This window comes from Burkholderia sp. HI4860 (assembly GCF_002223045.2).
Lineage (GTDB): Bacteria > Pseudomonadota > Gammaproteobacteria > Burkholderiales > Burkholderiaceae > Burkholderia.
Genome location: NZ_NKFO02000001.1, coordinates 343649 through 366906 on the forward strand (window position 1 = coordinate 343649; position 23258 = coordinate 366906).

Genomic DNA, 23258 nt, shown 5'->3' on the forward strand with positions numbered 1-23258 from the left:
TGCCGTGCATCAGCGTGGCGGACGGCCCCGCCCCGCAAACGGAGGTACAATCGCGCGCCATGAACGCACTTCGCCGCTTCCTGCTCCGCCAAGGCGTCGCGCGACAGCTTCTGTGGGGGATCCTCCTCGTGACGCTGCTGTCCCGCGCGCTGATGTCGGGCGCCGTGATGCTCGATCCGGACGGTCCGGATGCGGGCTCGGTGGTGCTGTGTTCGGGCCGCGGCCCGCTGATCGTCAACGTGGCCGCGCTGGCGGCCCGTTTCGATGCCGGCGCGCCGATCACACCGGCCAACGACGCGCTCGCGCTCGCCGATGCGCTCAAGCATGACGGGCATGCCGACAACACGGCGTCGTCTGGCAGCGGCGACAGCCTGTGCGCATTCGGCGCCGCGCTGTTCACCGCGCTCGCGTCGTTCGTGCTGCTGGTGCTGCTGTTTCCGGCCGCCACGCCACGGCGCTTCCGGATTCAGGTCGACCGTATTCCCGTCGTGCGATCGATCTTCGACGATCGCCCACCCTCCCGCGCCCCTCCGCTGTTCTGCTGACGGTTCCGCCCCGCGGCTCGTGCACGTCGACGTGCGCGGGCCTGCATGCCGTTCGTCTCACACGACCTGATTCAAGCGTTCACCCGCCTGCCCGCCTCGCGCGGGCGACGCCGTCATGCGCCGCTTCCGCGCATGGCGCCGCGCCGCCCGTTTCGTCGATGCCGGCCGGCGGGCGCGACGCGCGTTGACGCCCGCCGGCCCGTGCCGGCGTGGCCGCTCAACGAACCCGAGGAGCTGACACCATGTCGACCACCGTCGAACGGGCGATCTCGCCCGCCCAATCCGCCCACGCCGGCTACCGGACGCTCTGGCGCTGGCACTTCTATGCCGGCCTGTTCGTCATGCCGTTCCTGGTGGTCCTCGCGATCACCGGCACGCTCTATTGCTTCCAGCCGCAGATCGAGCCGCTGCTGTATCCGCACCGGCTCGTCGTCGAGCCGCGCGCCACGCCGCGGCTCGATGCCGACACACTGCTCGCGAGCGCGCGCACCGCGATGCCGGCCAGCGCGACGCCGGTGTCCGTGCAGGTCTCGACCGCACCGGACCGCAGCGCCGAATACGTGTTCCGGCTGCGCGACGGCAGCCGCGAGAGCGTGTACGTGAACCCGTACGACGGCAGCGTGCTCGGCACGCTGAGCGTCGAGAACCGCTTCATGCAGATCGACCGGATGCTGCATCGCAAGCTGCTGCTCGGCAAGACGGGCGAGTTGCTGATGGAGCTCGCCGCGTGCTGGACTTTCGTGATGATCGGCACCGGCATCGCGCTGTGGTGGCCGCGCGGCGCGACGCGCGTCGGGCAGGCGCTGCGCCCCGACCTGTCGCTGCGCGGCCGGCCGCTGTGGAAGAACATTCACGCAACCGCCGGCATCTGGCTCGCGGCCGGCACGATCGCGTTCATCCTGACGGGGCTGCCGTGGTCGGGCTCGTGGGGCAAGAACTTCAAGGCGCTGGCCGCGACCGTGAACCTCGGCGCGCCGGAAGGCGCATGGGGCGGCGGATCGGTACGCTCGACGCGCCCCGGCTCCGCCGCGGCGCCCGCACCTGCCCAGGCTGCCGCGCCGGCCGGCCATCACCACGACTCCGGCGAGTCGATGCCGGGGATGGTGATGGACGACCTGCCGTTGCCGCAAACGCCGTGGGCGGTCGGCAACGTGCCCGTCCCGCATTCGCCGTCGGCGCCGACGCCGGCACCGCTGCCGCTGGCCCGCGCGATCGCGATCGTCGCGGGTCTCGGCGTGACGAGCGGCTACACGCTCGCGCTGCCGTCCGGCGCGGACGGCGTGTTCACCGCGTCGTACTTCCCGGACGACCCGAAAGCCGAGCGAACGATCTACCTCGACCAGTACAGCGGGGCCGTGCTGAAGGACATCCGCTATGACGACTACGGCGCGGTATCGCGCGCCGTGTCGTACGGCACGGCGCTGCACATGGGCCGCTATTTCGGGCTCGCGAACCAGATCGTCTGCGCGGTGCTGTCGCTCGGGCTGGCCGCGATGGCCGTCACGGGCACCGTGATGTGGTGGAAGCGCCGCCCGGCTCGCAAGTTGGGCGCGCCGTCGCGCGAGCGCGGCGCGCCGCCGATGCGCGGCTGGATCGCAGGGCTCGTGCTGCTCGGCATCGTCTTCCCGCTGATGGGTGCGACGATCGCCGCGGTCTGGTTGATCGACCGTCTGCTGTTCGGCCGTGCCGCACGCGCAGCGGCCTGATTCATCGCGCGCCGGCATACGCGGCGCGCCGACGCGACAAGCCCGGGCCACCGCGTGGCTCGGGCTGTTCGCGCTCGTGCTCGCGCTCGTCGCGCCGCTGATCTCGCAACTGCGCGCTGCCGCATCCGATGACGGCTTGCCGGCCGCACCGATCTGCTCGGCAACCGGCAACACGCTCGTGGCGCACGCGGAACCGAAAGCGTCTTCCGATTCGCTGTCCGATTCTCCATCCGGCAAGCATTTCGACCGCTGCGGCTATTGCGGCCTGCTCGCCGGCCATCCGCCGCTGCAGTCCGCGGTGTTGCTCTCCGCTTCCCCGGCCGTGCGGCATGCGCCGCCCGCGCCGCTGATCCCCTCTGCCTGCCACCCGCCGAAGCGGTACGCGCTCGCCGCGCGCGGGCCGCCTTCCGCCCGCGCCTGACGCACCTCGCGACCGCGCCGCCGTATGCCGCGCGGCGCCGCCCCGCTTCGCCTGCCCGCCCTGCCGGTGCCCGATGCCGAACCCGCGCGCGTGACCACGCGCGGCGGCCGGTGCCGTGCATGGCGGGCATCGTGTCCGACTCATCATCGTCACCATCACCCTACGTACAACGACATGTTTACCTCGACCCGTATTGCCGCCGCGCTGTCCGGCGCGATCTCCGTGCTCTTCGCGTCGGCCGCCTGCGCGCAAGGCGCCGACGCACCCACCGATGCACCGGCCGCATCGACGCTGCCCGCGATCAACGTCAACGCACCCCGCGAGATGGACTCGCTGACATCGAAATCGACCGGCAGCCTGAAGCGCACGCTCGAGCAGACGGTCGGCTCGGTGGGCTTCGTCGATGCCGACAGCTACCGGAACACCTACGCGTTCACGCTGCGCGACGTGCTGAAGGACGTGCCGGGCGTGTTCGTCGAGAACCGCTACGGCCAGGAGTTGCGGCTGTCGATTCGCGGCTCGGGCATCGCCCGCTCGTACCACACGCGCGGCCTCGAGATCCTGCAGGACGGCATCCCGACCAACCTCGCGGACGGCAGCGGCGACTACTACCAGATCGATCCGCTCGCACTGCAGGCGGTGCAGGTCTACAAGGGCGGCAACGGCCTCGCGTATGGTGCGTCGACACTCGGCGGCGCGATCGACTTCATCACGCCGACCGCCCATACCGCCGACGCGCCGAACATCGTGCGCGTGGAAGGCGGCAGCTACGGCACGGTGCGCACCAGCGCGCAGATCTCGCGCGTGCTCGGCCCGCTTGATTTCCTCGCGAACTTCAGCGTCAATCACGCGGACGGCTATCGCGATCATTCGAAGGGGCAATACGAGCAGTTCAACGCGAACGTCGGCTACCGTTTCAGCCCGACGGTCGAGACGCGCTTCTACGTCGGCGTGTACGTCGTCGACCAGTTGCTGCCCGGCACGCTGTCGTTGTCCGACGCGCTGAACAATCCCACCAAGGCCGCGCCGAACGCGATCTCGGGCGACCAGGCGCGCAACACGCGCACCGAGCGGATCGCGAACCGCACGACGGTGAAGCTCGATTCGGGTGAGCTGCAGTTCGACACGTGGGCGATCCACAAGAGCCTCTATCACCCGATCTTCCAGGCGCTCGACCAGGACGGCTGGACCTACGGCTTCGCGCCGCGCTACACGGGCCACCTGACGCTCGGCGGGATGCGCAACGACCTGATCGTCGGCGCGCGCTTCTTCGGCGGCCGCACGCAGGCGAACCAGTACGTGAACGTCAACGGCAACAAGGGCGCGCAGACGCTCGATTCGACGCAGACGGCCTTCAACTACGAGGCGTATGTCGAGAACCGGCTGTTCTTCGTGCCGACCGTCGCGCTGATGACGGGCGTGAAGGTACTGCACTCGGTGCGCGAGTACATCGACAACGGCGGGCTGCCGCGCAGCCCGAACACCAAGTCGACGAACGCGAGCTACAGCGGCGTCAATCCGAAGCTCGGGCTGCTGTGGCAGCCGGACGCGCACACCCAGGCCTACGTCGACGTCACGCGCAGCCAGGACGTGCCCGACTTCACCGACCTCACGCAGACCTTCTCGAACACGACGCGCTTCACACCGCTCGCGGCGCAGCACGCGTGGACGATCGAGTTCGGCACGCGCGGCTCGCGCGAGCGCGTGAGCTGGGACGTGACCGCCTATCGCTCGCTCGTGCGCGACCAGCTGCTGCAGTACACGACGAACCCGGACGTGCCGGCGTCGACGTTCAACGCGAACAAGACGGTGCTGCAAGGGATCGAGGCCGGCGCGTCGGTCGAGTTGCTGCGCAACGTCACCGGGCGCGGCGCGGGCGACAAGGTCACGCTGTCGGGCATCTGGAACCTGAACGACTTCCGCTTCAAGAACGATCCGCAGTACGGCAACAACCGGATCGCGGGCGTGCCGCTGAACGTGCTGCGCGCGACGTTGGGCTACGCGCGGCCGAGCGGCTTCCACATCGCGGCGACGCTCGACTGGGTGCCGTCGGGCGCGTGGGCCGACGATGCGAACACGTTGCGCGTGCCGAGCTACACGCTGCTCGGGCTGCAGGCCGGCTACGACTTCCGCAATGGCCTCTCGCTGTTCGTCGACGCGCGCAACCTGACCAACAAGCGCTATGTGAGCGACATCAGCACGGTCGCGAACGCGCGCACCGCGAACACCGCGATCTTCTATCCGGGCGAAGGGCGCAGCGTGTTCGCCGGCATGCGGTACGCGTTCTGATGCGCCGCCTTTCAAGCAACACCGCATTGAACAGATTCAAAGGAAATCGAAACATGAAGTTCGGATTGATGCTGCCTGCCGCCGTTCTCGCGGCCTTCTCGCCCGCGGGCCACGCACAGGAAAGCGATGCCGCGAGCACCGGCGCCACGCTTGCGCCGATTCGCATCAACGCCCGGAAGGCGACGCCGCTCACGCAGCAGCTCGACACCGGCAGCCGTCTCGGCCTGACGTCGCTCGAAACGCCCGCGAGCGTCGAGCAGATCGATCGCAAGACGCTCGACACGCGCGGCGACAGCGCGATCGTCGACGCGGTGAGCCGCGCCGCCGGCATCAGCGCGTCGCCGCATCCGGGCAACGGCGGCTCGGAGCTCGGCGCGCGCGGCTTCGTCGGTGCGTCGTCGGTCACGCAGCTCTATGACGGCGTGCGTCCGTACGGCGCGATCGGCATCACGTTTCCGTTCGACACGTGGTCGGTCGATCATATCGACGTGCTGCGCGGCCCGGCGTCGGTGATCTACGGCGAAGGCGCGATCGGCGGGGTCGTCAACATCGTGCCGAAGAAGCCGACGCGCGGCGCGATCCAGAACGAGCTGCAGGTCGGCGGCGGCACCGAGGGCACGGCGCGGGTCGCGTTCGGCAGCGGCGGCGCGATCAACGACACGCTGTCGTACCGCTTCGACATCAGCGGCAACCGTTCGTCGAACTGGGTCGACCGCGGCAATTCGCGCAACCTGTCGATCTCCGGTGCATTGCGCTACGACGTGACGCCCGACCTGTACGTGACGGCGTCGTATGCGCAGGGCTTCCAGCATCCGATGCAGTATTTCGGCGTGCCGCTCGTGAACGGCGCGCGCGATCGCGCACTCGACAAGAAGAACTACAACGTCGGCGACAGCGACATCGCGTTCCGCGACAGCTGGGCGACGATAGCGGCGAACTGGCAGCCGAGCGACAGCCTGAACGTGACGAGCACGCTGTACCGGATGAAGAGCAACCGTCACTGGAAGGACGCCGAGTACTACACGTACCTGCCGTCGACCGCGCAAGTACGGCGCAGCAGCTTCACGGAAATCTTCCACGACCAGGCGCAGTACGGCAACGTGACGGCGGCCACCGTCACCACCGCGCTGCTCGGCACGCGCAACACGTTCTCGACGGGCGTCGAGTTCAATCACACGACGTTCCAGCACGACAACAACTCGCCGTATTCGGGCACGTCGACGGTCGATCCGTTCAACTTCGATCCGGGCAGCTTCATCAACACGGCCGGCACCTATCCGAAGTACCGCAGCCAGGCGAACCAGTACGCGCTGTTCGCCGAGAACCGGCTGGAGATCACGCCGCGCTGGTCGGTGATCGGCGGGCTGCGCTACGACCATGCGAGCGTGAACCGCGACGATCTCGTGAACGGCGGCGCGTTCACGAAGGTGTTCGCGAACACGGGCTGGCGCATCGGCACCGTGTACGACGTGCAGCCCGGCCTCGCCGTGTACGGCCAGTACTCGGTCGCGGCCGATCCGATCAGTTCGCTGCTGTCGCTGAATGCGTCGAAGGCGAACTTCACGCTCGCGACCGGCCGGCAGATCGAGATCGGCGTCAAGCAGTCGTTCCTCGACGGCAAAGCGGAATGGACGCTCGCCGCGTACCGGATCGTCAAGAGCAATCTGCTGACGGCCGATCCGCTGAACCCGAACCAGTCGATCCAGGTCGGCCAGCAGTCGTCGCGCGGGCTCGAGGCCACGATCGGCGCGGAGATCGCGAAAGACTGGCGCGTCGACGCGAACGTGTCGATCCTGCGCGCGAAATACGACGACTTCCAGCAGACGTCCGGCGGCACGACGGTGTCGCGCGCGGGCAACGTGCCGGTGTCGGTGCCGCAGCGGCTCGCGAACCTGTGGGTGAGCTGGCGCTTCGCGCCCGACTGGACGGGCATCGCGGGCGTCAAGTACGTCGGCAAGCGCTTCGCCGATACCGCGAACCAGCTCGTGATGCCGTCGTACACCACGGTCGACCTCGGCCTCGCGTGGAAGCCGCGCAAGGACACGACGATCGCCGCGCGCGCGTACAACGTGTTCAACCGGCGCTTCGTGCAGTCCGCGTACTACAACGAGACGCAGTACCTGCTCGGCAACGACCGGCGGCTCGAAGTGGTGGCGAACTACCGGTTCTGATGCGGCGCGGTGCGGTTCGATGTGGTACGCCGCGCTCGCCGCCGCTCGCATGCACGGCGGCGGGCCCGGGCGGTGAACGTCACTTCACCGTGAACGCGTAGTGCCCTTGCGTGCGGTGGCCGTCGAGCGCGACGGCCACCCACGCCACCGTGTAGACGCCCGGCGTCAGCGGGTTCAGCGCGACCGACATGTGCTTGCGGTTCGACGCGTCGACTTCGGCCTTGCCGTTCGTGACGGCGCGGCCCTGCGCATCGGTGACGGCGATCGAGCTGAACGCGGGTTCGAGCCCGTCGTCGAAATCGATCGCGACGCGCGGCGGCGACACCGTCACGGTCTCGCCCGCGGACGGCGCCTGATGCGTCGGGAACGCATGGGCATGCGCGAACTGCACGCCGGCGAGCAGCAGCGCGGCAGCGGCCGCGCGCATCGTGGTCAAGCGGTTCATAGGGTTGCTCCGTCGATCAGAAAAGCGGCTTGCCGAGCGAGCCGGGGAACAGGTCGTCGAAATACAGATGCGCATCGAGGAGCACGCCGACGTGATTGCCGCTCGCCCGGTTGACCGGAATCTGCGCTTCGATGCCGAACTGCCCGTAGCGGTTGAGCCACAGCACACCGGGGTTGATCGTCCCGGTCGTCTGGCCCGAGCACGCGCCCGCGGTGCAGGTGCTCATCGGTGCCTCGACGACGAATACCATGTTGCTGAGCGGCTGCGGCAGGCCGAGGTTCTTCACCTGCTGCTGCAGGTACGGGATGCTGTATTGCAGCGTCATGCCCCAGCCGAGCGAGTTCGGCCCCTGATCGGACGATGCGGTGGTCAGGTTCGGCCCGAGTTCGGCCGTGAGCGCGAGCGGGCGCAGATAGCCGAGCGACGCGGGCAGATCGCCGAAGCCCTTGCCGACATACACGGCTGGCGTGAAGGTCGAGTACGCGTTCGCGATCGATTTCGCGCCGGTGCCGCCGATCTCGGTTTTCAGGCCGATCGATGCCATGAATTCGTGCGGCGCGTTCGTATAGGCGAGGTACTTCACGCCGAGCGTCACGTTGTCCCAGCCCTTCGCGGAGCCGCCGTCCGGTGCGTTCTGCGACACGTACTGGCTGGCGACGCTGAACGCGAGATTCTTCGTGATCAGCTTGTCCCACTCGTACGACACGGTATTGACGTTGAGGGTGTTGCCGCTATCGTCGGAGGACTTGATGTGGCCGAACTGCGTGTCGAATTCATCGCCGACGCCGGGATCGTCCACGGTCATCGTCGCGGGAAAGACGCGATCGCCGACCACCGCGTGTGCGTTCGCGAAGGAAGCATGGGACAGGCCGGCCAAGGCGGCCAGCAGCGCGGCACATGCGCGGGGCGCGTGCCGTTCGTTCAAGCGGGGCATGTTGTGTGTTCTCCGGTTGTCGTTCGATGCCGTCGCGCACGTGCGCGACGAACGGCCGCTCGCTCCGGTCGCGAAGCAGCGGCTTGTCAGGCTGAAAGATCAGACGAACTCAGGAGAACGCAGGCGGCGCGCGCGATTGCGCGACGGTATGGACGAGGCGGATGCGGGCCGGAATCGATGCCGACACGATCGGCTGCTTCGAATCCGGACGCGGAACGGCGAATGCGACGGCATGGCCCGGCAGCGCGACGGCATGGGCCACGAAGCTGCAATAAGGACACGCGTGCCAGTGCGCCTTGACGCCATGCGCGGGCTTGCCGTCGTCGTGCGCGACCACCGCTTCGTCGGCACTTGCCGTGCAATAGACGGCGAGCGCATCGACGAGCCGGTGACGCGACGCCATCATCTGCGAGACCGCGGGGGCGAGCGTCATCATCAGGATTGCGATCAATCCGATCAGGCTGCCGGGCTTGCGGAAACGGGCGACGTGCATGACGCGCGATGAGGAAGGAATGCGATGAAAGTGGTCGATTATGCCACGCCGAAATCACGCTCAGGCGCCTGAATAATGCAGTAAACAGGCTCGATATTTCGGAAAGCAACCCGAAAGAATCGAGCCTTGAAACAGCCCGCCAGGCGGCGGGCCGATCCGCGCGGGATCGTCGATTCGGCCCCGCTCATGCACGTCACGCACGCGTGCCCGCCGCACGCCCCGCCATCCATTTCCGGTAGCGCCGCGTCTGGCACTGCGCGGCCAGTTGCTGCCTGACCAGCGCACGCAGCGGCGACACCTGCGGGTGCGTGCGCCGGCCAGCGCTCAGCCGCGTGAGCTGGAACTTGACGACGGCCATGTTGGCCAGCGCGCCCAGCGCCTTGTTCTTCCAGCGGATCGGTTCCAGCACCGGTGCGGTGTCCTTGCCGGCCCGCCAGTCGCGCGGCAGGTTCGGCTCGATCGACAGCGCGGTCGCGATGCCGACCATCGCCACGCCGCTGTCGACCACCTGCTCGGCCACCACGCGACGCCGGATGCCGCCCGTGACCATCAGCGGCATCCGCGCGACCGCCGTGATGTCGCGCGCGAATTCGAGGAAATACGCTTCGCGGGCCAGCGTGCGCCCGTCGCGCGCCTCGCCCTGCATCGCCGGCACTTCATAGCTGCCGCCCGACAGTTCGACGAGATCGACGCCGAGCGGATTCAGCAGCTCGACCACGCGCTTCGCCTCGTCCGCGCTGAAGCCGCCGCGCTGGAAATCGGCCGAGTTCAGCTTGACCGCGACCGCGAATTGCGGCGACACCGTCGCGCGCACGTCCCGCACGATGTCGAGCAGCAGGCGTGCGCGATTCTCGATGCTGCCGCCCCACGGGTCCTGCCGGCGGTTCGCCAGCGGCGACAGGAACTGGCTCAGCAGATAACCGTGCGCCGCGTGAATCTCCACGCCCGTGAAACCGCTCTGCTCCGCGAGTTGCGCGGCGCGCACGAAGCGGCGCTGCACGTCGGCGATATCGGCCGGCGTCATCTCCTTCGGCACCGGGAACTGCTTCGACAGCGCACCGAGCGCGAGCGGCACGGCCGACGGCGCGAGCGTCGTCTGGCCGAGCGCCGCCTGCATCTGGCGCCCCGGGTGATTGATCTGCATCCACACGTGCGCGCCGCCCGAGCGCGCCACCTGCGCCCAGCGGCGAAAGCGCTCGAGATGCGCATCGCTCTCGAGCACGACGCCGTTCGGCCCCGTCATCGCGCGGCCGTCCACCATCACGTTGCCGGTCAGGATCAGGCCGACCTGGCCGTCGGCCCACGCCTGGTACAGGCGCAGCAACGCGTCGGACGGTGCGTGGTTCGCATCGGCCATGTTCTCTTCCATCGCGGCCTTGGCCAGACGGTTCGGAATCACCGCCCCGTTGGGCAGTGTCAGCGGTGCAAACAGGTTCATGGAGGTCACCCTCGATTGACGATGCCCAACGATAACTTTAAAGTCAACTTTAAGGTCAAGCCCTTTTGGAGCACTGCATGAAAATCGGCGAACTGGCGAAGGCGAGCGGCCTCGCGGCGTCCCGCATCCGCTTCTACGAGGCGAGCGGGCTGCTCGAACCGGCCCGCCGGCAGGCCAATGGCTATCGGGAATACGGGTCGGAAGCGTTGATGCGGCTCGCGATCATCGACCGCGCGCAGCGCGCGGGCTTCGCGCTCGACGAGATCCGCGCGGTGTGTCCGCCCGATCTCGGCGCGTGGCCGCGCGACGAGCTGCTGGTGGCGCTGCGGCACAAGGTCGACGAAATCGTGCTGCTCGAACAGCGCCTCGCGCAGAACCGCCAACAACTGGAGGTGCTGATCGACGAGATCGAGAACAAGCCGGAAGGCGAGGATTGCGCGGAAACCGCGCAACGGATGCTCGACCGGCTGAGCGCGCAGGCGGACGAAGCGCCGGCGTCGGCACCGGTGCCCGCGCCGGTCCCAGGGCGGACACGCAAGCGTGCATGACTGGTTACACTGCGTCACCTGAAAAAACCTCAACCCGCGCGGCGGCAAGACGAGTCGACGCGCGCGCGCCGGCTTTCGCGGCGCGACTTCAAGACCCGATCCGCATGACGATCCCCCGCACCACAGGATTCCTCGTCGCCGCACTGCTGACGTTCGGCATCGGCAGCGCTTGCGCCAGGACGTGCGCCGATACGCCTGCGTCGTTCGCGTGCCCCACCGCCCCCGAGCTTCCGGCAGACATCGTCGCGCAGTTGCCCACCGGCTACGAAGCGATGGATGCCGCGTCGGGGCGACTGACCGACGGCGCCCGCATCGGCTATGTGGTCGTCGCGCATCAGCCCGACGATTCGATGCGCAAGGCGTCGCTGCGTCCGCTGATGATCTTCCTGCCGGGCAAGGACGGGCACTACCGGCTCGCGGCGCGCAACGACACCGTGATCATGAAAGCAGACGAAGGCGGGATGGGCGACCCGTATCTGGATGGCGTCGCCGAGAACGCGCTGACGATCGAACCGCGCACGTTCACGGTCGAACAGGGCGTGTTCGCAGGCCATGACCACTGGCGCGACCGTGTCACGTTTCGCTACGACACCGCGCATCGCACGTGGGTGTTCCATCGCGAGGTGTTCCGGAACTGGCGCTTCAACGACGATCCGAACGGCGATGTGCTGAAAGCCGACCCGGTGCGCGTCACGCGCGCCAATGTAGCGAAAGCGGTCACGTTCGAAGCGTGGCGGCCGGATTACTGGTGTGATTCGGCCGAGCGGCGAGGTAGCGATCCGGCTTGCAGCAAGACGCGTTGACGGTGACGCCGCGCCGCGACTGACGATGCGTGCGGACAAGCGGTATGCACGGACGCTACCGCGCCGCATGCGCAGTGTGTCTGCCGACGCGTGCATGCCCCCTTTCTCATCTGCGCAGATTTGCTTACGTCGCAGGTAATCGACGCGCGCCGCCCGCGCCGCGATCATGGCTCCATCGATGCACGAACCGCATCACATCCAGGAGCCCGCCATGACCGCCTACGCCATCGCCCACCTGCACGACGTTCAGATGTGCGACGACATCGTCGAATACCTCGAACGCATCGACGGCACGCTTGCGCCGTACGACGGACATTTCGTGATTCACGGCGCGCGGCCGGACGTACGCGAAGGCGTGTGGCGCGGCGACCTGATCGCGATCGCGTTTCCCGATCTCGACACGGCGCGCGCGTGGTACGAATCGGATGCATACCGGCAGATCCAGCCGCTGCGCGCGCGGCACGCGAGCGGCCCGCTGATCCTGATCGACGGCGTCGACGCGCGGCACAAGGCGACCGACATCCTGCGCTGAGGCGCGACGCCGGCGACGCTTACGACGCGTTGCGCTCCATCGGCTCGCCGACGACGAACCCGCCGCCCTGGAACCGCTGCGCGGGATCGTCGTAGTCGGCGGTCGGCGCCGTCACCGGGAACAGCCCGGCAAACTGCTCGGAGCTGTCGCGCGGACGGAAGCCGAGGAAGCCGGCCTTCGTGTTGTCCCACCACTTCACCGGGTTGTCCGACGCGCCGTACACGATCGCGTGCCCGACGCGGTTCGTCAGCAGCGAGCAGCGCACGAGCTCGATGAAGTCGCGATAGCTGAGGAACGTCACGAGCATGCGCGGATTCTTTGGCACTTCGAACGATGAGCCGATCCGCAGGCATACGGTTTCGATCCCGAAGCGGTCGAAGTAGTAGCGCGACAGCGATTCGCCGAAGCACTTCGTCACGCCGTACAGGCTATCGGGGCGCAGCGGCGCATCGGCGTCGAGCACTTCCGTGACCGGATGGAAACCGATCGCATGGTTCGAGCTCGCGAACACGACGCGCTTCACGCCGTGCTTGCGCGCGGCTTCGTACAGGTTGTACGTGCCGGTGATATTCGCGCCGACGAGATCGTCGAACGGCGCATCGACCGAGATGCCGCCGAGGTGGACGATCGCGTTCACGCCGTCGACGAGCTGCATCACCGCGGCCCGGTCGGCCAGGTCGACGACGCGGGTTTCTTCATGCGCGGCCGCGTCGCCGAGCGCAGCGATGTCGCTGACGCGCACGACGTCGGCCCAGTCGGCGAGCGCGCCGCGCAACTGGCGGCCGAGGTTGCCGGCCGCGCCCGTCAGCAGCAGGCGCCCGAACGGTTTGCGCGCGCCGGTGGATGAGGCGTTCATCGAATCTCCTTGAATCTGACCTGAAATCTGACTGAATCGGAAAACGTTTTCCAACTATACGCGGGCGCACTGCCGAACGTCAATGGTCGAACCCGCTCGCATCTATCCGCACTTTCCCGATATCGGCGCGTGGCCGCGCGTGCTCTTTTTCTGCCACAATCCGGCCTTACGGAACGAAAACGTTACCCTTCGAATGAAAAAAGTTTCCCCGACGATCCGCGACGTGGCGGCGGAAGCCGGCGTGTCGGTCGCGACGGTATCGAAGTACGTGAACGGCACGCAGCGCTTCTCGCCGACCGTCGAGGCACGGCTCAAGGAGGCGATCGAGCGGCTCGGCTACCGTTCGAACCCGCTCGCGCGCTCGATGATCACCGGCCGCACGCGCACGATCGGCCTCGTGATCCTCGACATCAGCAACCCGCACTTCACGAACGTGGTGAAAGGCGCGAACCGCGTCGCGCTGCAGCACGACTACACGCTGCTGCTCGTCGATACCGAGGAAAGCCAGGCGCGCGAACGTTCGCTGATCGAGGCGCTCGCGCAACGCGTGGACGGGCTGATCGTCAGCACGCGGATGCCCGACGACGAAGCCGGCTGGATGCTCGATCTCAACAAGCCGCTCGTGCTGCTGCGTCGCAGCCCCGGCCTGCCGATTCCGAGCGTCGGCATCGACAACCGGCTGTCGACCTACATGCTCGCGCGCCATCTGCTCAATCTCGGCCACACACGCATCGCGTATCTCGGCTTCGGCACGGCGCGCGTGAACGACGAGCGGATCCAGGGCGCGCGCGACTGTCTCGCGGAAGCCGGGCTCACGCTCGACGTGCACGATGCGCATGCGCCGACCGCCGAAGCCGGCGAGCGTGCGTGTTCGCGCGTGATGCTCGGGCCGCAGCGCCCGCAGGCCGTGATCTGCTACAACGACCTGATCGCGCTCGGCTTCATGAAGGAGGCCGCGTCGCTCGGTTTCCGGCTGCCGCAGGACGTGTCGGTCGCCGGCATCGACAACGTGCCGTATGGCGAATACGCGGCGCCCGCGCTGACGACCGTCGACATCCAGAGCGAGAACATGGGCGAGCTCGCGATGCAGAAGCTGATCGATGCGCTCGCGGGCCGTACCGATGCGAGCTATTCGACGTTCGAACCGCGGCTGATCATGCGCGCGTCGACGGCCGCGGCCGGCTGAGTTCCCTGTTTCGCGCCTGCAAAAGAAAACGCGCCGCCCTTGGGCGGCGCGTTCGTTTGCGGACACGCGATTACGTGATTACACGATTACGCGTCGAGCTGCGCAGGCTTCATCTTCGGCGTGAGCATGTGCATCACGCCCAACGCGATCAGGTAAGCCGACGCGCCGATCGCGAACAGCACCCAGTAGTGGCCCGTGCGCTGCAGCACCTGGCCGATCACTTCCGAGAACAGCACGCCCCCGATCGAACCGGCCATCCCACCGATGCCGACCACCGATGCCACCGCACGGCGCGGAAACAGGTCGGATGCCGTCGTGAACAGGTTCGCCGACCAGCCCTGGTGCGCGGCGGCGGCGAGGCCGACGATCAGCACCGCGGCCCACAGGCTCTGCACCTGCGACACGAACGCGATCGGCAGCACGCAGCAGGCACAGATCAGCATCGCCGTCTTGCGCGCGCCGTTCACGCTCCAGCCCGCACGCAGCAGCATCGACGACAGCCAGCCGCCGCCGATACTGCCGACCGTCGTCAGCGCATAGATGCAGACGAGCGGCAGGCCGATGTGCTGCATGTCCATCCCGCGCGATTCGTTCAGCCACTTCGGCAGCCAGAACAGGTAGAACCACCACACCGGGTCGGTCAGGAACTTGCCGATCAGGAACGCCCACGTCTCGCGCTTGCGGATCAGTTCGCCCCAGCGCGGCGCGCCGGCATTCGCGTTCGCCGCGTCGAGCGCTTCGGCTTCGTCGCGCGGCTCGTCGTATTCGGCGGCGAGCGCACGCGTATCGGCCTGGCGATAGAGCACGAGCCACACCGCGAGCCACACGATGCCGATCGCGCCGACGATCACGAACGCCGCGCGCCAGCCGTAGGCCACCGCGATCGCCGGGATGATCGCCGGTGCGAACACCGCGCCGATGTTCGCGCCCGAGTTGAAGATGCCGGTGGCGAGCGCGCGTTCGCGGCGCGGGAACCATTCGGCCGTCGTCTTGATCGCGGCCGGGAAGTTGCCGCCCTCGCCGATGCCGAGCAGCGCGCGTACGAACGCGAAGCCCATCACCGAGCCGACCGCCGCGTGCAGCATCGCGGCGATGCTCCACACCAGCATCGCCAGCGCGTACGAAATGCGCGTGCCGAGCCGGTCGACGATGCGCCCGAAGCCGAGCAGGCCCAGCGCATAGAACGCGGAAAACGCCATCACGATGCGGCCGTACTGCACCTGGCTCCAGCCGATGTCGTGCTGGAGCATCGGCGCGAGCAGGCCGAGGATCTGCCGATCCATGTAGTTGATGACGGTCGCAAAAAACAGCAGCGCACAGACGGTCCAGCGGTAGCGGCTGGCGACAGCGCGCACGGCGCCGACGACGGCAGATTGCATGAATGTCTCCGATGCGCGGCCGCGCCCGTCGCGCCGCACGTTGTTCGTTGACCGGCGACCGGCGCCGGGGCGGACGGCGGCGCGCCTGTCGCGCACGGCCGATTCCGCCGATCAATCTGGAAAACGTTTTTCAAAGAATAGGACGCGCGCCCATGCCCTGTCAGTCGGGGATTTCGATGAGTCATCTCAAATTAGTCTCGGCAAAAGAGACGACTGTTTCACTACATGGCATTAACCGTTTTTCCCGGATTTTCCTGACCGGCGCGCGTGAGGATGGCCGCCGAGACACATGTCCGATTCCAGCCAGAATCGGCGGGCGGGATGGTTTACAGTCGTCCCATGCGCCTCGATCCCGACACCTGCTACGACGCCCTGCTTTCGCGGAACCGCCGCTTCGACGGCTGGTTCTTCGTCGGCGTCGCGACGACGGGCGTGTATTGCCGCCCCGTCTGCCCGGTGAAGCCGCCGAAGGCGCAGAACTGCAGCTACTACCCGAGCGCCGCGGCCGCCGAGAAAGCCGGCTTTCGACCCTGCATGCGCTGCCGCCCCGAGCTCGCGCCCGGCCATGGGCTGCTCGACCTGTCGGGGACGCTCGCCGACGCAGCCGCCACGCTGATCGAGGACGGTTTCCTGAACGCGCATTCCGTCGATGCGCTCGCACGGCGCGTCGGCGTGACCGAACGCCATCTGCGCCGGATCTTCGGTGCGCAGTTCGGCGTGTCGCCAGTCGAGTTCGCGCAGACGCACAGGTTGCTGATGGCCAAGCGCTTGCTGACCGATACCGCGCTGCCGGTGGCCGTCGTTGCGTCCACGGCCGGGTTCGGCAGCGTGCGGCGCTTCAACGACCTGTTCCTGCAGCGTTATGGCCTCAATCCGTTGAGGCTGCGCAAAGGAGCCCGCGCGTCGGCCGACGGCGACATGACGTTTCCGCTGCCGTATCGCCCGCCATTCGCTTGGGACGACCTGATGCGCTTTCTCGCGCAGCGGCAGATCGCCGGTGTCGAGCGGATCGATGCGCAGGGTTATGCGCGTGTCGTTGAATTGCCGAACCGGCACGGGAACACCACCGCCGATAACGGGCGCGTGGCCGGCTGGCTGTCCGTCGCGCACGTGCCGCAGCGTTTCGCGCTGGCCGTCACCGTGTCGCCCTCGTTGACGCCGGTCGTGCCGGCCGTGCTCGCGCGTGTGCGGCGGCTGTTCGATCTCGACAGCCGCCCTGACGTGATCGACGCGCATCTCGGCGAACTCGCGAGCGGCTCGCCGGGCCTGCGTGTCCCCGGCGCGTTCGACGGTGTAGAGATTGCGATCCGTGCGATTGCAGGCGAACGGCTTGCGGCGACGCATGCGGGTGTGCCGGTGCTGGCGCGCATCGCCGAACGTTTCGGTACATCGATCGAAGGCGCGCCGCCGGGCCTCACGCACGCGCTGCCCTCCACCGCTACGCTGGCCGCCCTGCCGCCTTCCGCGCTTGAAACGCTCGGCATCGCACGCGAACCCGCACGGGCGATCGTGTCGCTCGCCCGCGCCGTCGACGACGGCACGCTCTCACTCGAACCGATGGCGCCGCTCGACACGACGCTTGACGCATTGCGCGCGCTGCCCGGTTTCGACGAGCACGCGGTGCAGTACGTCGCGATGCGCGCGATGGCCTGGCCGAATGCGTTCCCGGCCGACGACGCGTGGCTGCCCGCGCGCAGCGAACGCGCCCGTGTGCCATCATCCGCGCCGCATGCGGCGCGCTGGGCGCCGTGGCGCGCGTATGCCGCACTGCACGTGTGGCGCCTTCATGGAGATGTGTTGCGATGACTCCCGCTCACCTGATTCCGAGCCCGCTGGGCGACATCGCCGTGCGCATCGAGGACGATGCGCTGACGGGCCTCTACTTCGTCGGCCAGAAATATTTCCCGCCGGTTGCGATCGTGACCGAGGCAGACGCGCTCGCGATGTCGCCGCTTGCGCGCAAGGTCGCGGAAGAAGTCGCCGAGTACTTCACCGGCATGCGTGAAACGTTCTCGGTGCCGATTCACTTGCGCGGCACCGCGTTTCAACGACGGGTATGGAAGGAACTGCTCGCGATTCCGTTCGGCGAACTCGTCACATACGGCGACATCACCGAGCGCGTCGGGCTGCCGATGAGCGGCGCGCGCGCCGTGGGCGGTGCGGTCGGCCGCAATCCGGTGTCGATCATGGTGCCGTGCCATCGCGTGGTCGGCACGTCGGGCAGCCTGACCGGTTATGCGGGCGGCATCGATCGCAAGCGCGCGCTGCTGTCGCTCGAAGGCGCGGGGTTCGAGCGCGGCGCCCACCATCCGGTGCAGCAGGCGCTCGCGTTCTGAGTGGAGGCGTGCGGCCGCGTCACGCGTTCAGCGCGGGTCGGCGCGCTTCACGCTTCGCATACGCGCCGGGCGTCACCTGAAATTTCGCCTGGAACAGCGCGATGAACGACGACGTCGAGTCGTAGCCCAGTTGCGCGGCCACCGCGCCGATCGGCTCGCCCGCATCGAGCAGCGGCAGCGCCGCCAGCAGCCGCACCGCCTGCCGCCATTCAGTGAACGACAGCCCCGTGTCCTGCCGGAACAGGCGCGACAGCGTGCGCCGCGTCGCGCCGACCTGATGGCCCCATTCGTCGAGATTGCGCGTATCGCCCGGATCCGCATGCAACGCACGCGCGATTTTCAGCAGACGCGGATCGCGCGGCAGCGGCACCGTCAGCGGCGCCTGCCGCATGCGTGCGATCCGGTCGGCGATCAGGCAAACGAGCGCACCGTCCGGCCCCGTCTCGTCGTAGTTCACCGGCAATTCGGCCGTCGCGAGCACCAGCTCGCGCAGCAGCGGCGTCATGCAGAGGATCGCGCAATCGTCGTGCACGTCGTCGCGCGCGATCGCCGCATCGAGATACAGGCTGTGGAACGCGACGCAATCGCGCGTCGACACCGCATGCGGCACGTGCGGCGGAATCCACATCGCATAGTGCGGCGGCAGCAGGTGCCGGCCCGACGGCGTCGACACCTCGAGCACCCCGCTCGTCGCATACATCAGCTGCGCCCACGGATGACTGTGCGCGTCGATGCTCACGTTGCCGGGAATCCCGAACGCACGCACATACAGCGGCCTCGGCAGGCGCGCCATCCGCGGCACCGCGTAAGGGTCACCCGATTGTCCCGCCAGCACCATAAGACGTCCTCCGAAGGTCATTGCACGAACGAGCGCGATGCTACCGTGGCGGCTCTTCCTTCACACGGCTTCCGTTCATGAGCGCTCATACCCGCACCACCCGCAAGACCGTCACCGCGATCCGTTCGACCAAGGGCATCGGCAGCCTCGTGTCGCTGACCGCGTATTCCGCGCCGATGGCGAAGCTCGTCGACGAGGTGGCCGACGTGATCATCGTCGGCGACTCCGTTGGCATGGTGCTGTACGGGATGCCCGATACGCTGCGCGTCACGCTCGACATGATGATTGCACACGGTGCGGCCGTCGTGCGCGGCGCCGCGCAGGCATGCGTCGTCGTCGACCTGCCGTTCTCGACGTACCAGGAATCGCCCGCGCAGGCGTATCGCTCCGCCGCGCGCCTGCTCGCCGAAACCGGCGCGCAAGCCGTGAAGCTCGAAGGCGGCAGCGAGATGGGCGACACGATCCGCTTCCTGACCGAGCGTGGCATTCCGGTGATGGCGCACGTCGGCCTCATGCCGCAGCAAGCCAACGCGACCGGCGGCTTCCGCGCGCAGGGGATGGATCCGCGCTCGGCCGCGCAGGTGTTCGATGCCGCGTGTTCGGCGGAACGGGCCGGCGCGTTCAGCGTCGTCATCGAAGGGACGGCAGAAGCGCTCGCGCGCCATATCACCGACACGCTGACGATCCCGACGATCGGCATCGGCGCATCGCCCGCATGCGACGGGCAGGTGCTCGTGACCGAGGACATGATCGGCGCGTTCGATGCGTACACGCCGCGCTTCGTGAAGCGTTATGCCGATGCGAATGCGGTGATGCGCGATGCGATGCGTCTGTACGCGCACGACGTGCGGCAGCGTGTGTTTCCGGAGCCGGCGCATTGCTTCGGGTATGGCAAGCCGCTGCAACTCGTGGGCGCGGCTGACGCGGCTGCGTGATGACGTGAGACGTGATGACGTCGCGAAGGCATTCGCGAACGCATTGCGGATGATCGCGCGATCACCTCACGCGCGCTTGCGCATCGCGTGCGTGACTCGCGCGTTCGCTTCGAACTTCGCGCGATGCGTCGAGAAGAACGTCCGCACGTTGCGGACGTTCGATGCGCCGGTGAACAGCCGTCGCGCGAATTCGTCGTATTCGGCGACGTCGGCCAGATCGGCCACCACCACGAAATCCGGCCCCGGCGACACGCGATAGCACTGCGTGACGGCCGGCTCCGCGCATACGTACGCTTCGAACGCGTCGTAGTCTTCGGCCGTCTGCCGGTCGAGGCTGATCTCGATCAGCGCGGTGACGGCCGTGCCGATCGCCGCCGGATCGAGCACCGCGACCTGCCGACGGATCACGCCGGCTTCCGTCAGCCGGCGCACGCGGCGCATGCAGGTGGGCGGCGACGACAGCGCGCGCTCGGCCAGTTGCAGGTTCGACACCGACGCGTCGTCCTGCAGGATCGCGAGGATGCGCAGGTCGAGATCGTCGAGGGTGATGCCGGCCATCGGCGGCTCCTTCCGGTCAGGGCGTGAAATTTAATTTCAACATGATAGACGATCTACCGTTCGTTTCATTTGTTCTTCTATTTTGAAATTTAATTCCATTTGGCTCGCCCTACCATCGCTCTCATTGATCCAGACAGGACATTTACGGAGCGCGATATGTGTGGAATTGTCGGGGCGGTCGCCCAGCGGGACATCCTGCCGAACCTGGTCGACGGCCTGAAGCGGCTCGAATACCGCGGCTACGATTCGTGCGGCGTCGTGGTCTACCGCGACCGGGCGCTGGCGCGCGCCCGCAGCGTCGATCGTGTGGCGAACCTCCAGCGCGAGATCGCCGAACAGGCGCTGTCGGGCTACACCGGGATCGCGCATACGCGCTGGGCCACGCACGGCGCGCCCGTCACGCTCAACGCGCATCCGCACTTCTCGCCGAGCGACGCCAATGCGCGGATCGCGCTGTCGCACAACGGGATCATCGAGAACTGCGATCAACTGCGTGCGGAACTGCAGGCGCACGGCTACGTGTTCGCGAGCCAGACCGACAGCGAGGCCATCGCGCACCTGATCGATCATCTTTACGACGGCGACCTGTTCGATGCGGTGCGGCGTGCTGTTGCGCGACTGCGCGGCAGTTATGCAATCGCGGTGATGTGCCGCGACGAGCCGCACCGGATCGTCGGCGCGCGCGATGGCATGCCGCTCGTCGTGGGTGTCGGCGAAGGGGAGAATTTTCTGGCGTCGGATGCGATTGCGCTGTCGGGCATTACCGATCGCATCGCTTACCTCGAGAACGGTGACGTTGCCGATATCCAGCTGCATCGCTACTGGATCGTCGATGCGGCCGGCCAGCGTGTCGAGCGTGCGGTGCAGCGAGTCGCCGCGCATAGCGGCGCGGCCGATCTCGGGTCGTATCGCTACTACATGCAGAAGGAGATTTTCGAACAGCCACAGGCAGTGGCCGATACGTTGCTCGATGTGTCTTCGATCATGCCGGAGTTGTTTGGTGATGGCGCTTGGCGGGTTTTCAACGACGTCGATTCGGTGTTGTTGCTCGCGTGTGGCGGGAGTTATCACGCGGCGCTCACGGCGAAGTACTGGATCGAGAGCATCGCCAAGTTGCCGGTCAGCGTGGAAATTGCCAGCGAGTTTCGGTATCGCGACAGTGTGCCGAATCCGCGCACGCTCGTTGTCGCGGTGTCGCAGAGTGGCGAGACGGCTGATGTGCTCGGGGCGGTGCATGTCGCGAAGCGCGTTGGGATGATGCATACGCTCGCGATCTGCAACGTCGCGACGAGTGCGTTGATGCGTGAATGTGTGCTGCAGTTCGTCACGCGCGCGGGCGTCGAAATCGGGGTGGCTTCGACGAAGGCTTTTACGACGCAGCTCGTTGCGCTGTTTCTGCTGACGCTGTCGCTTGCGCAGGTGCGTGAGCGGTTGAGCGACGACGAGGAGAAGGAGCATCTGCGTGCGCTAAGACATCTGCCGGATGCGATGTCGAAAGTGCTCGCGCTCGAACCGCAGATCATGGCCTGGTCGGAACTGCTGGCACGGCGCGACAACATGCTGTTTCTCGGGCGCGGGATGCATTATCCGATCGCGCTCGAAGGCGCGCTGAAGATGAAGGAGATTTCGTATATTCACGCGGAGGCTTATCCGGCGGGGGAGCTTAAGCATGGGCCGCTTGCGTTGGTTAGTAATGAGATGCCGGTGATTGCGGTCGCGCCGAATGACATGCTGCTCGAAAAGCTCCGATCGAACATGCATGAGGTCAGTGCGCGCAATGGTCGGCTTTTTGTGTTCGCGGATGTGGACTGCGGGTTGGTGCCGAGTGAAGGGATCGAGGTCATTCGACTCAACGAGTACTACGGGCCGCTTTCGCCGATTCTGCATACGGTGCCGATGCAACTGCTCGCGTATCACGCTGCGCTGGCACGGGGGACGGATATCGATAAGCCGAGGAATCTGGCGAAGTCGGTGACGGTGGAGTGAGGGTGCAATTTCTACCATTTTCAGTGTGTTCGCGAGAAATGAAAGCGTCCCGTAGCCTCTCGTAGAAGCGTTCTAGGAAGGGTGTCAATATTCCCCCAGACGCTTGCTGGATGGGGCGCGGCGCGCTTTTACTGTGCCACGTGTATTTCATGAAAAATACGTGCTCGCGACCCCCTGTTTTTGGCGCAATGATAGGGGTTGAGCCGCCGCGGGACGTTTCCTCTCCTCAGGTATAGCACCGCCACAGCCGCATGCGGCTGGACGTGACTTGCAGTGCGTCTTGGGACTCGGTGGCAAGGCTCGACTTCGACGCGCACACGTCGGCCCGAATGACGCGGGCGACAGTTGCCGTGGATGCGCTCCCCGCGCGCTTCGGCAAAGGCACGGCGGTGGTCGTGCGGCGCGCCGTATGCACCACCCTGGCCGCGTCGAACTACCAATCAGGGGCGGTTCGCTACACGGTGCGCCGCTGTGCCTGGCCCAGCACCAGTTCGGCGGATAGTCGCGGCGCAGCTTCGGTGTTCGAGGAACACGGCGATAGCCGTCTCGAACCGCTCGCGGGCGAGGTCGATGCGGTTGCGGGTTTGCGCGGCCGTACGTCGCTTCCGGGACAGATGCGGATACCTCGGGTTCGTCGAGCAAAAGCAGCGAGCCGTTCTCAATATATAGACCAGCCTGCGCTGCAAACCGCCGAAATGAGATTTCCCCGCTGCTTAGAGTGAAGGCCTTGCCGTCCACTACTCGGACCGGGTCTCTCTTCAAGTCGATGGAAGTGAACAGCACTAGGAGCTCATCGTCGGCTGGTGGAGCGCCATCACTGGAAGCGGATGGCTGCGGTGTCGCCATCAATCTTCGGCCG

Annotated in this window: 22 protein-coding genes; 14 read left to right on the plus strand and 8 right to left on the minus strand. The window is 67.1% G+C overall.

The window, feature by feature from the left end; all coding sequences use genetic code 11:
- Positions 1 to 59: 59 nt before the first annotated feature.
- The 5 genes from CFB34_RS01615 (at position 60) to CFB34_RS01635 (ending at position 7132) form a co-directional block, all read left to right on the plus strand.
- Complete coding sequence (locus tag CFB34_RS01615) at positions 60 to 545, plus strand: hypothetical protein (protein ID WP_089443331.1); 486 nt, start codon at positions 60 to 62, stop codon at positions 543 to 545.
- A 242-nt stretch (positions 546 to 787) separates the two neighbouring features.
- Positions 788 to 2251, plus strand: a complete 1464-nt coding sequence (locus CFB34_RS01620) for a PepSY domain-containing protein (protein ID WP_089443332.1) — start codon at positions 788 to 790, stop codon at positions 2249 to 2251.
- Entirely contained in the window at positions 2229 to 2672 is a 444-nt protein-coding gene (locus tag CFB34_RS01625; protein ID WP_143329529.1) for a DUF2946 domain-containing protein, read from the plus strand. Before CFB34_RS01620 ends, CFB34_RS01625 begins: the two co-directional genes overlap by 23 nt.
- A 174-nt stretch (positions 2673 to 2846) precedes the next feature.
- A complete protein-coding gene (locus tag CFB34_RS01630) occupies positions 2847 to 4961 on the plus strand; it encodes a TonB-dependent receptor (protein ID WP_089443333.1) in 2115 nt (704 codons plus the stop codon).
- 53 nt (positions 4962 to 5014) lie between these two features.
- Positions 5015 to 7132: a TonB-dependent receptor gene (locus tag CFB34_RS01635; RefSeq protein WP_089443334.1), complete on the plus strand. Its 2118-nt coding sequence runs from the start codon at positions 5015 to 5017 to the stop codon at positions 7130 to 7132.
- A 79-nt stretch (positions 7133 to 7211) separates the two neighbouring features.
- Here the strand turns inward: CFB34_RS01635 and CFB34_RS01640 are convergent, their stop codons facing one another.
- From CFB34_RS01640 to CFB34_RS01655, 4 genes are all read right to left on the minus strand, one after another.
- Positions 7212 to 7577, minus strand: a complete 366-nt coding sequence (locus tag CFB34_RS01640) for a copper resistance protein CopC (RefSeq protein WP_089443335.1) — start codon at positions 7575 to 7577, stop codon at positions 7212 to 7214.
- 16 nt (positions 7578 to 7593) lie between these two features.
- A complete protein-coding gene (locus CFB34_RS01645; RefSeq protein ID WP_089443336.1) occupies positions 7594 to 8511 on the minus strand; it encodes a hypothetical protein in 918 nt (305 codons plus the stop codon).
- A 109-nt stretch (positions 8512 to 8620) separates the two neighbouring features.
- Positions 8621 to 9004, minus strand: coding sequence for a DUF2946 domain-containing protein (locus CFB34_RS01650; protein ID WP_089443337.1), 384 nt, complete (start codon positions 9002 to 9004; stop codon positions 8621 to 8623).
- 193 nt (positions 9005 to 9197) lie between these two features.
- Positions 9198 to 10442, minus strand: a complete 1245-nt coding sequence (locus CFB34_RS01655; RefSeq protein WP_089443338.1) for an NADH:flavin oxidoreductase/NADH oxidase family protein — start codon at positions 10440 to 10442, stop codon at positions 9198 to 9200.
- A 77-nt stretch (positions 10443 to 10519) separates the two neighbouring features.
- Between CFB34_RS01655 and CFB34_RS01660 the strand changes: the two genes are divergently transcribed.
- The 3 genes from CFB34_RS01660 to CFB34_RS01670 all read left to right on the plus strand — a co-directional run bounded on the left by CFB34_RS01660 (position 10520) and on the right by CFB34_RS01670 (position 12325).
- A complete protein-coding gene (locus CFB34_RS01660) occupies positions 10520 to 10990 on the plus strand; it encodes a MerR family transcriptional regulator (RefSeq protein WP_089443339.1) in 471 nt (156 codons plus the stop codon).
- 104 nt (positions 10991 to 11094) lie between these two features.
- A complete protein-coding gene (locus tag CFB34_RS01665) occupies positions 11095 to 11793 on the plus strand; it encodes a hypothetical protein (RefSeq protein ID WP_089443340.1) in 699 nt (232 codons plus the stop codon).
- Between the two features lie 211 nt (positions 11794 to 12004).
- A complete protein-coding gene (locus CFB34_RS01670; protein WP_089443341.1) occupies positions 12005 to 12325 on the plus strand; it encodes a DUF1330 domain-containing protein in 321 nt (106 codons plus the stop codon).
- 19 nt (positions 12326 to 12344) lie between these two features.
- Here the strand turns inward: CFB34_RS01670 and CFB34_RS01675 are convergent, their stop codons facing one another.
- On the minus strand, positions 12345 to 13181 hold the full coding sequence (locus CFB34_RS01675; protein ID WP_089443342.1) for an NAD(P)-dependent oxidoreductase: 837 nt from the start codon (positions 13179 to 13181) through the stop codon (positions 12345 to 12347).
- A gap of 82 nt (positions 13182 to 13263) precedes the next feature.
- Between CFB34_RS01675 and CFB34_RS01680 the strand changes: the two genes are divergently transcribed.
- On the plus strand, positions 13264 to 14367 hold the full coding sequence (locus CFB34_RS01680) for a LacI family DNA-binding transcriptional regulator (RefSeq protein ID WP_089443343.1): 1104 nt from the start codon (positions 13264 to 13266) through the stop codon (positions 14365 to 14367).
- Positions 14368 to 14453: 86 nt separating this feature from the next.
- On the opposite strand, the gene CFB34_RS01685 is transcribed toward CFB34_RS01680, so the two are convergent.
- A complete protein-coding gene (locus tag CFB34_RS01685; RefSeq protein WP_089443395.1) occupies positions 14454 to 15746 on the minus strand; it encodes an MFS transporter in 1293 nt (430 codons plus the stop codon).
- A gap of 321 nt (positions 15747 to 16067) precedes the next feature.
- Here CFB34_RS01685 and CFB34_RS01690 point away from each other — a divergent pair, with 321 nt between their 5' ends.
- Both CFB34_RS01690 and CFB34_RS01695 read left to right on the plus strand, forming a co-directional pair.
- The gene (locus CFB34_RS01690) at positions 16068 to 17552 is read left to right on the plus strand and encodes a DNA-3-methyladenine glycosylase 2 family protein (protein WP_089443344.1); all 1485 of its coding nucleotides are present in this window, start codon (positions 16068 to 16070) and stop codon (positions 17550 to 17552) included.
- Complete coding sequence (locus CFB34_RS01695; RefSeq protein WP_089443345.1) at positions 17549 to 18082, plus strand: methylated-DNA--[protein]-cysteine S-methyltransferase; 534 nt, start codon at positions 17549 to 17551, stop codon at positions 18080 to 18082. The genes CFB34_RS01690 and CFB34_RS01695 overlap by 4 nt, the downstream gene beginning before the upstream one ends.
- 19 nt (positions 18083 to 18101) lie before the next feature.
- Here the strand turns inward: CFB34_RS01695 and CFB34_RS01700 are convergent, their stop codons facing one another.
- The gene (locus CFB34_RS01700; protein WP_089443346.1) at positions 18102 to 18920 is read right to left on the minus strand and encodes a helix-turn-helix transcriptional regulator; all 819 of its coding nucleotides are present in this window, start codon (positions 18918 to 18920) and stop codon (positions 18102 to 18104) included.
- A 77-nt stretch (positions 18921 to 18997) separates the two neighbouring features.
- Here CFB34_RS01700 and panB point away from each other — a divergent pair, with 77 nt between their 5' ends.
- A complete protein-coding gene (gene panB, locus CFB34_RS01705) occupies positions 18998 to 19855 on the plus strand; it encodes a 3-methyl-2-oxobutanoate hydroxymethyltransferase (protein WP_089443347.1) in 858 nt (285 codons plus the stop codon).
- Positions 19856 to 19921: 66 nt separating this feature from the next.
- Here the strand turns inward: panB and CFB34_RS01710 are convergent, their stop codons facing one another.
- Complete coding sequence (locus tag CFB34_RS01710; RefSeq protein WP_089443348.1) at positions 19922 to 20413, minus strand: Lrp/AsnC family transcriptional regulator; 492 nt, start codon at positions 20411 to 20413, stop codon at positions 19922 to 19924.
- A gap of 156 nt (positions 20414 to 20569) precedes the next feature.
- On the opposite strand from CFB34_RS01710, the gene glmS reads away from it, so the two are divergent.
- Both glmS and CFB34_RS01720 read left to right on the plus strand, forming a co-directional pair.
- The gene (glmS, locus tag CFB34_RS01715) at positions 20570 to 22399 is read left to right on the plus strand and encodes a glutamine--fructose-6-phosphate transaminase (isomerizing) (RefSeq protein WP_089443349.1); all 1830 of its coding nucleotides are present in this window, start codon (positions 20570 to 20572) and stop codon (positions 22397 to 22399) included.
- Between the two features lie 290 nt (positions 22400 to 22689).
- Entirely contained in the window at positions 22690 to 23121 is a 432-nt protein-coding gene (locus CFB34_RS01720; RefSeq protein ID WP_143329530.1) for a hypothetical protein, read from the plus strand.
- Positions 23122 to 23258: the final 137 nt, after the last annotated feature.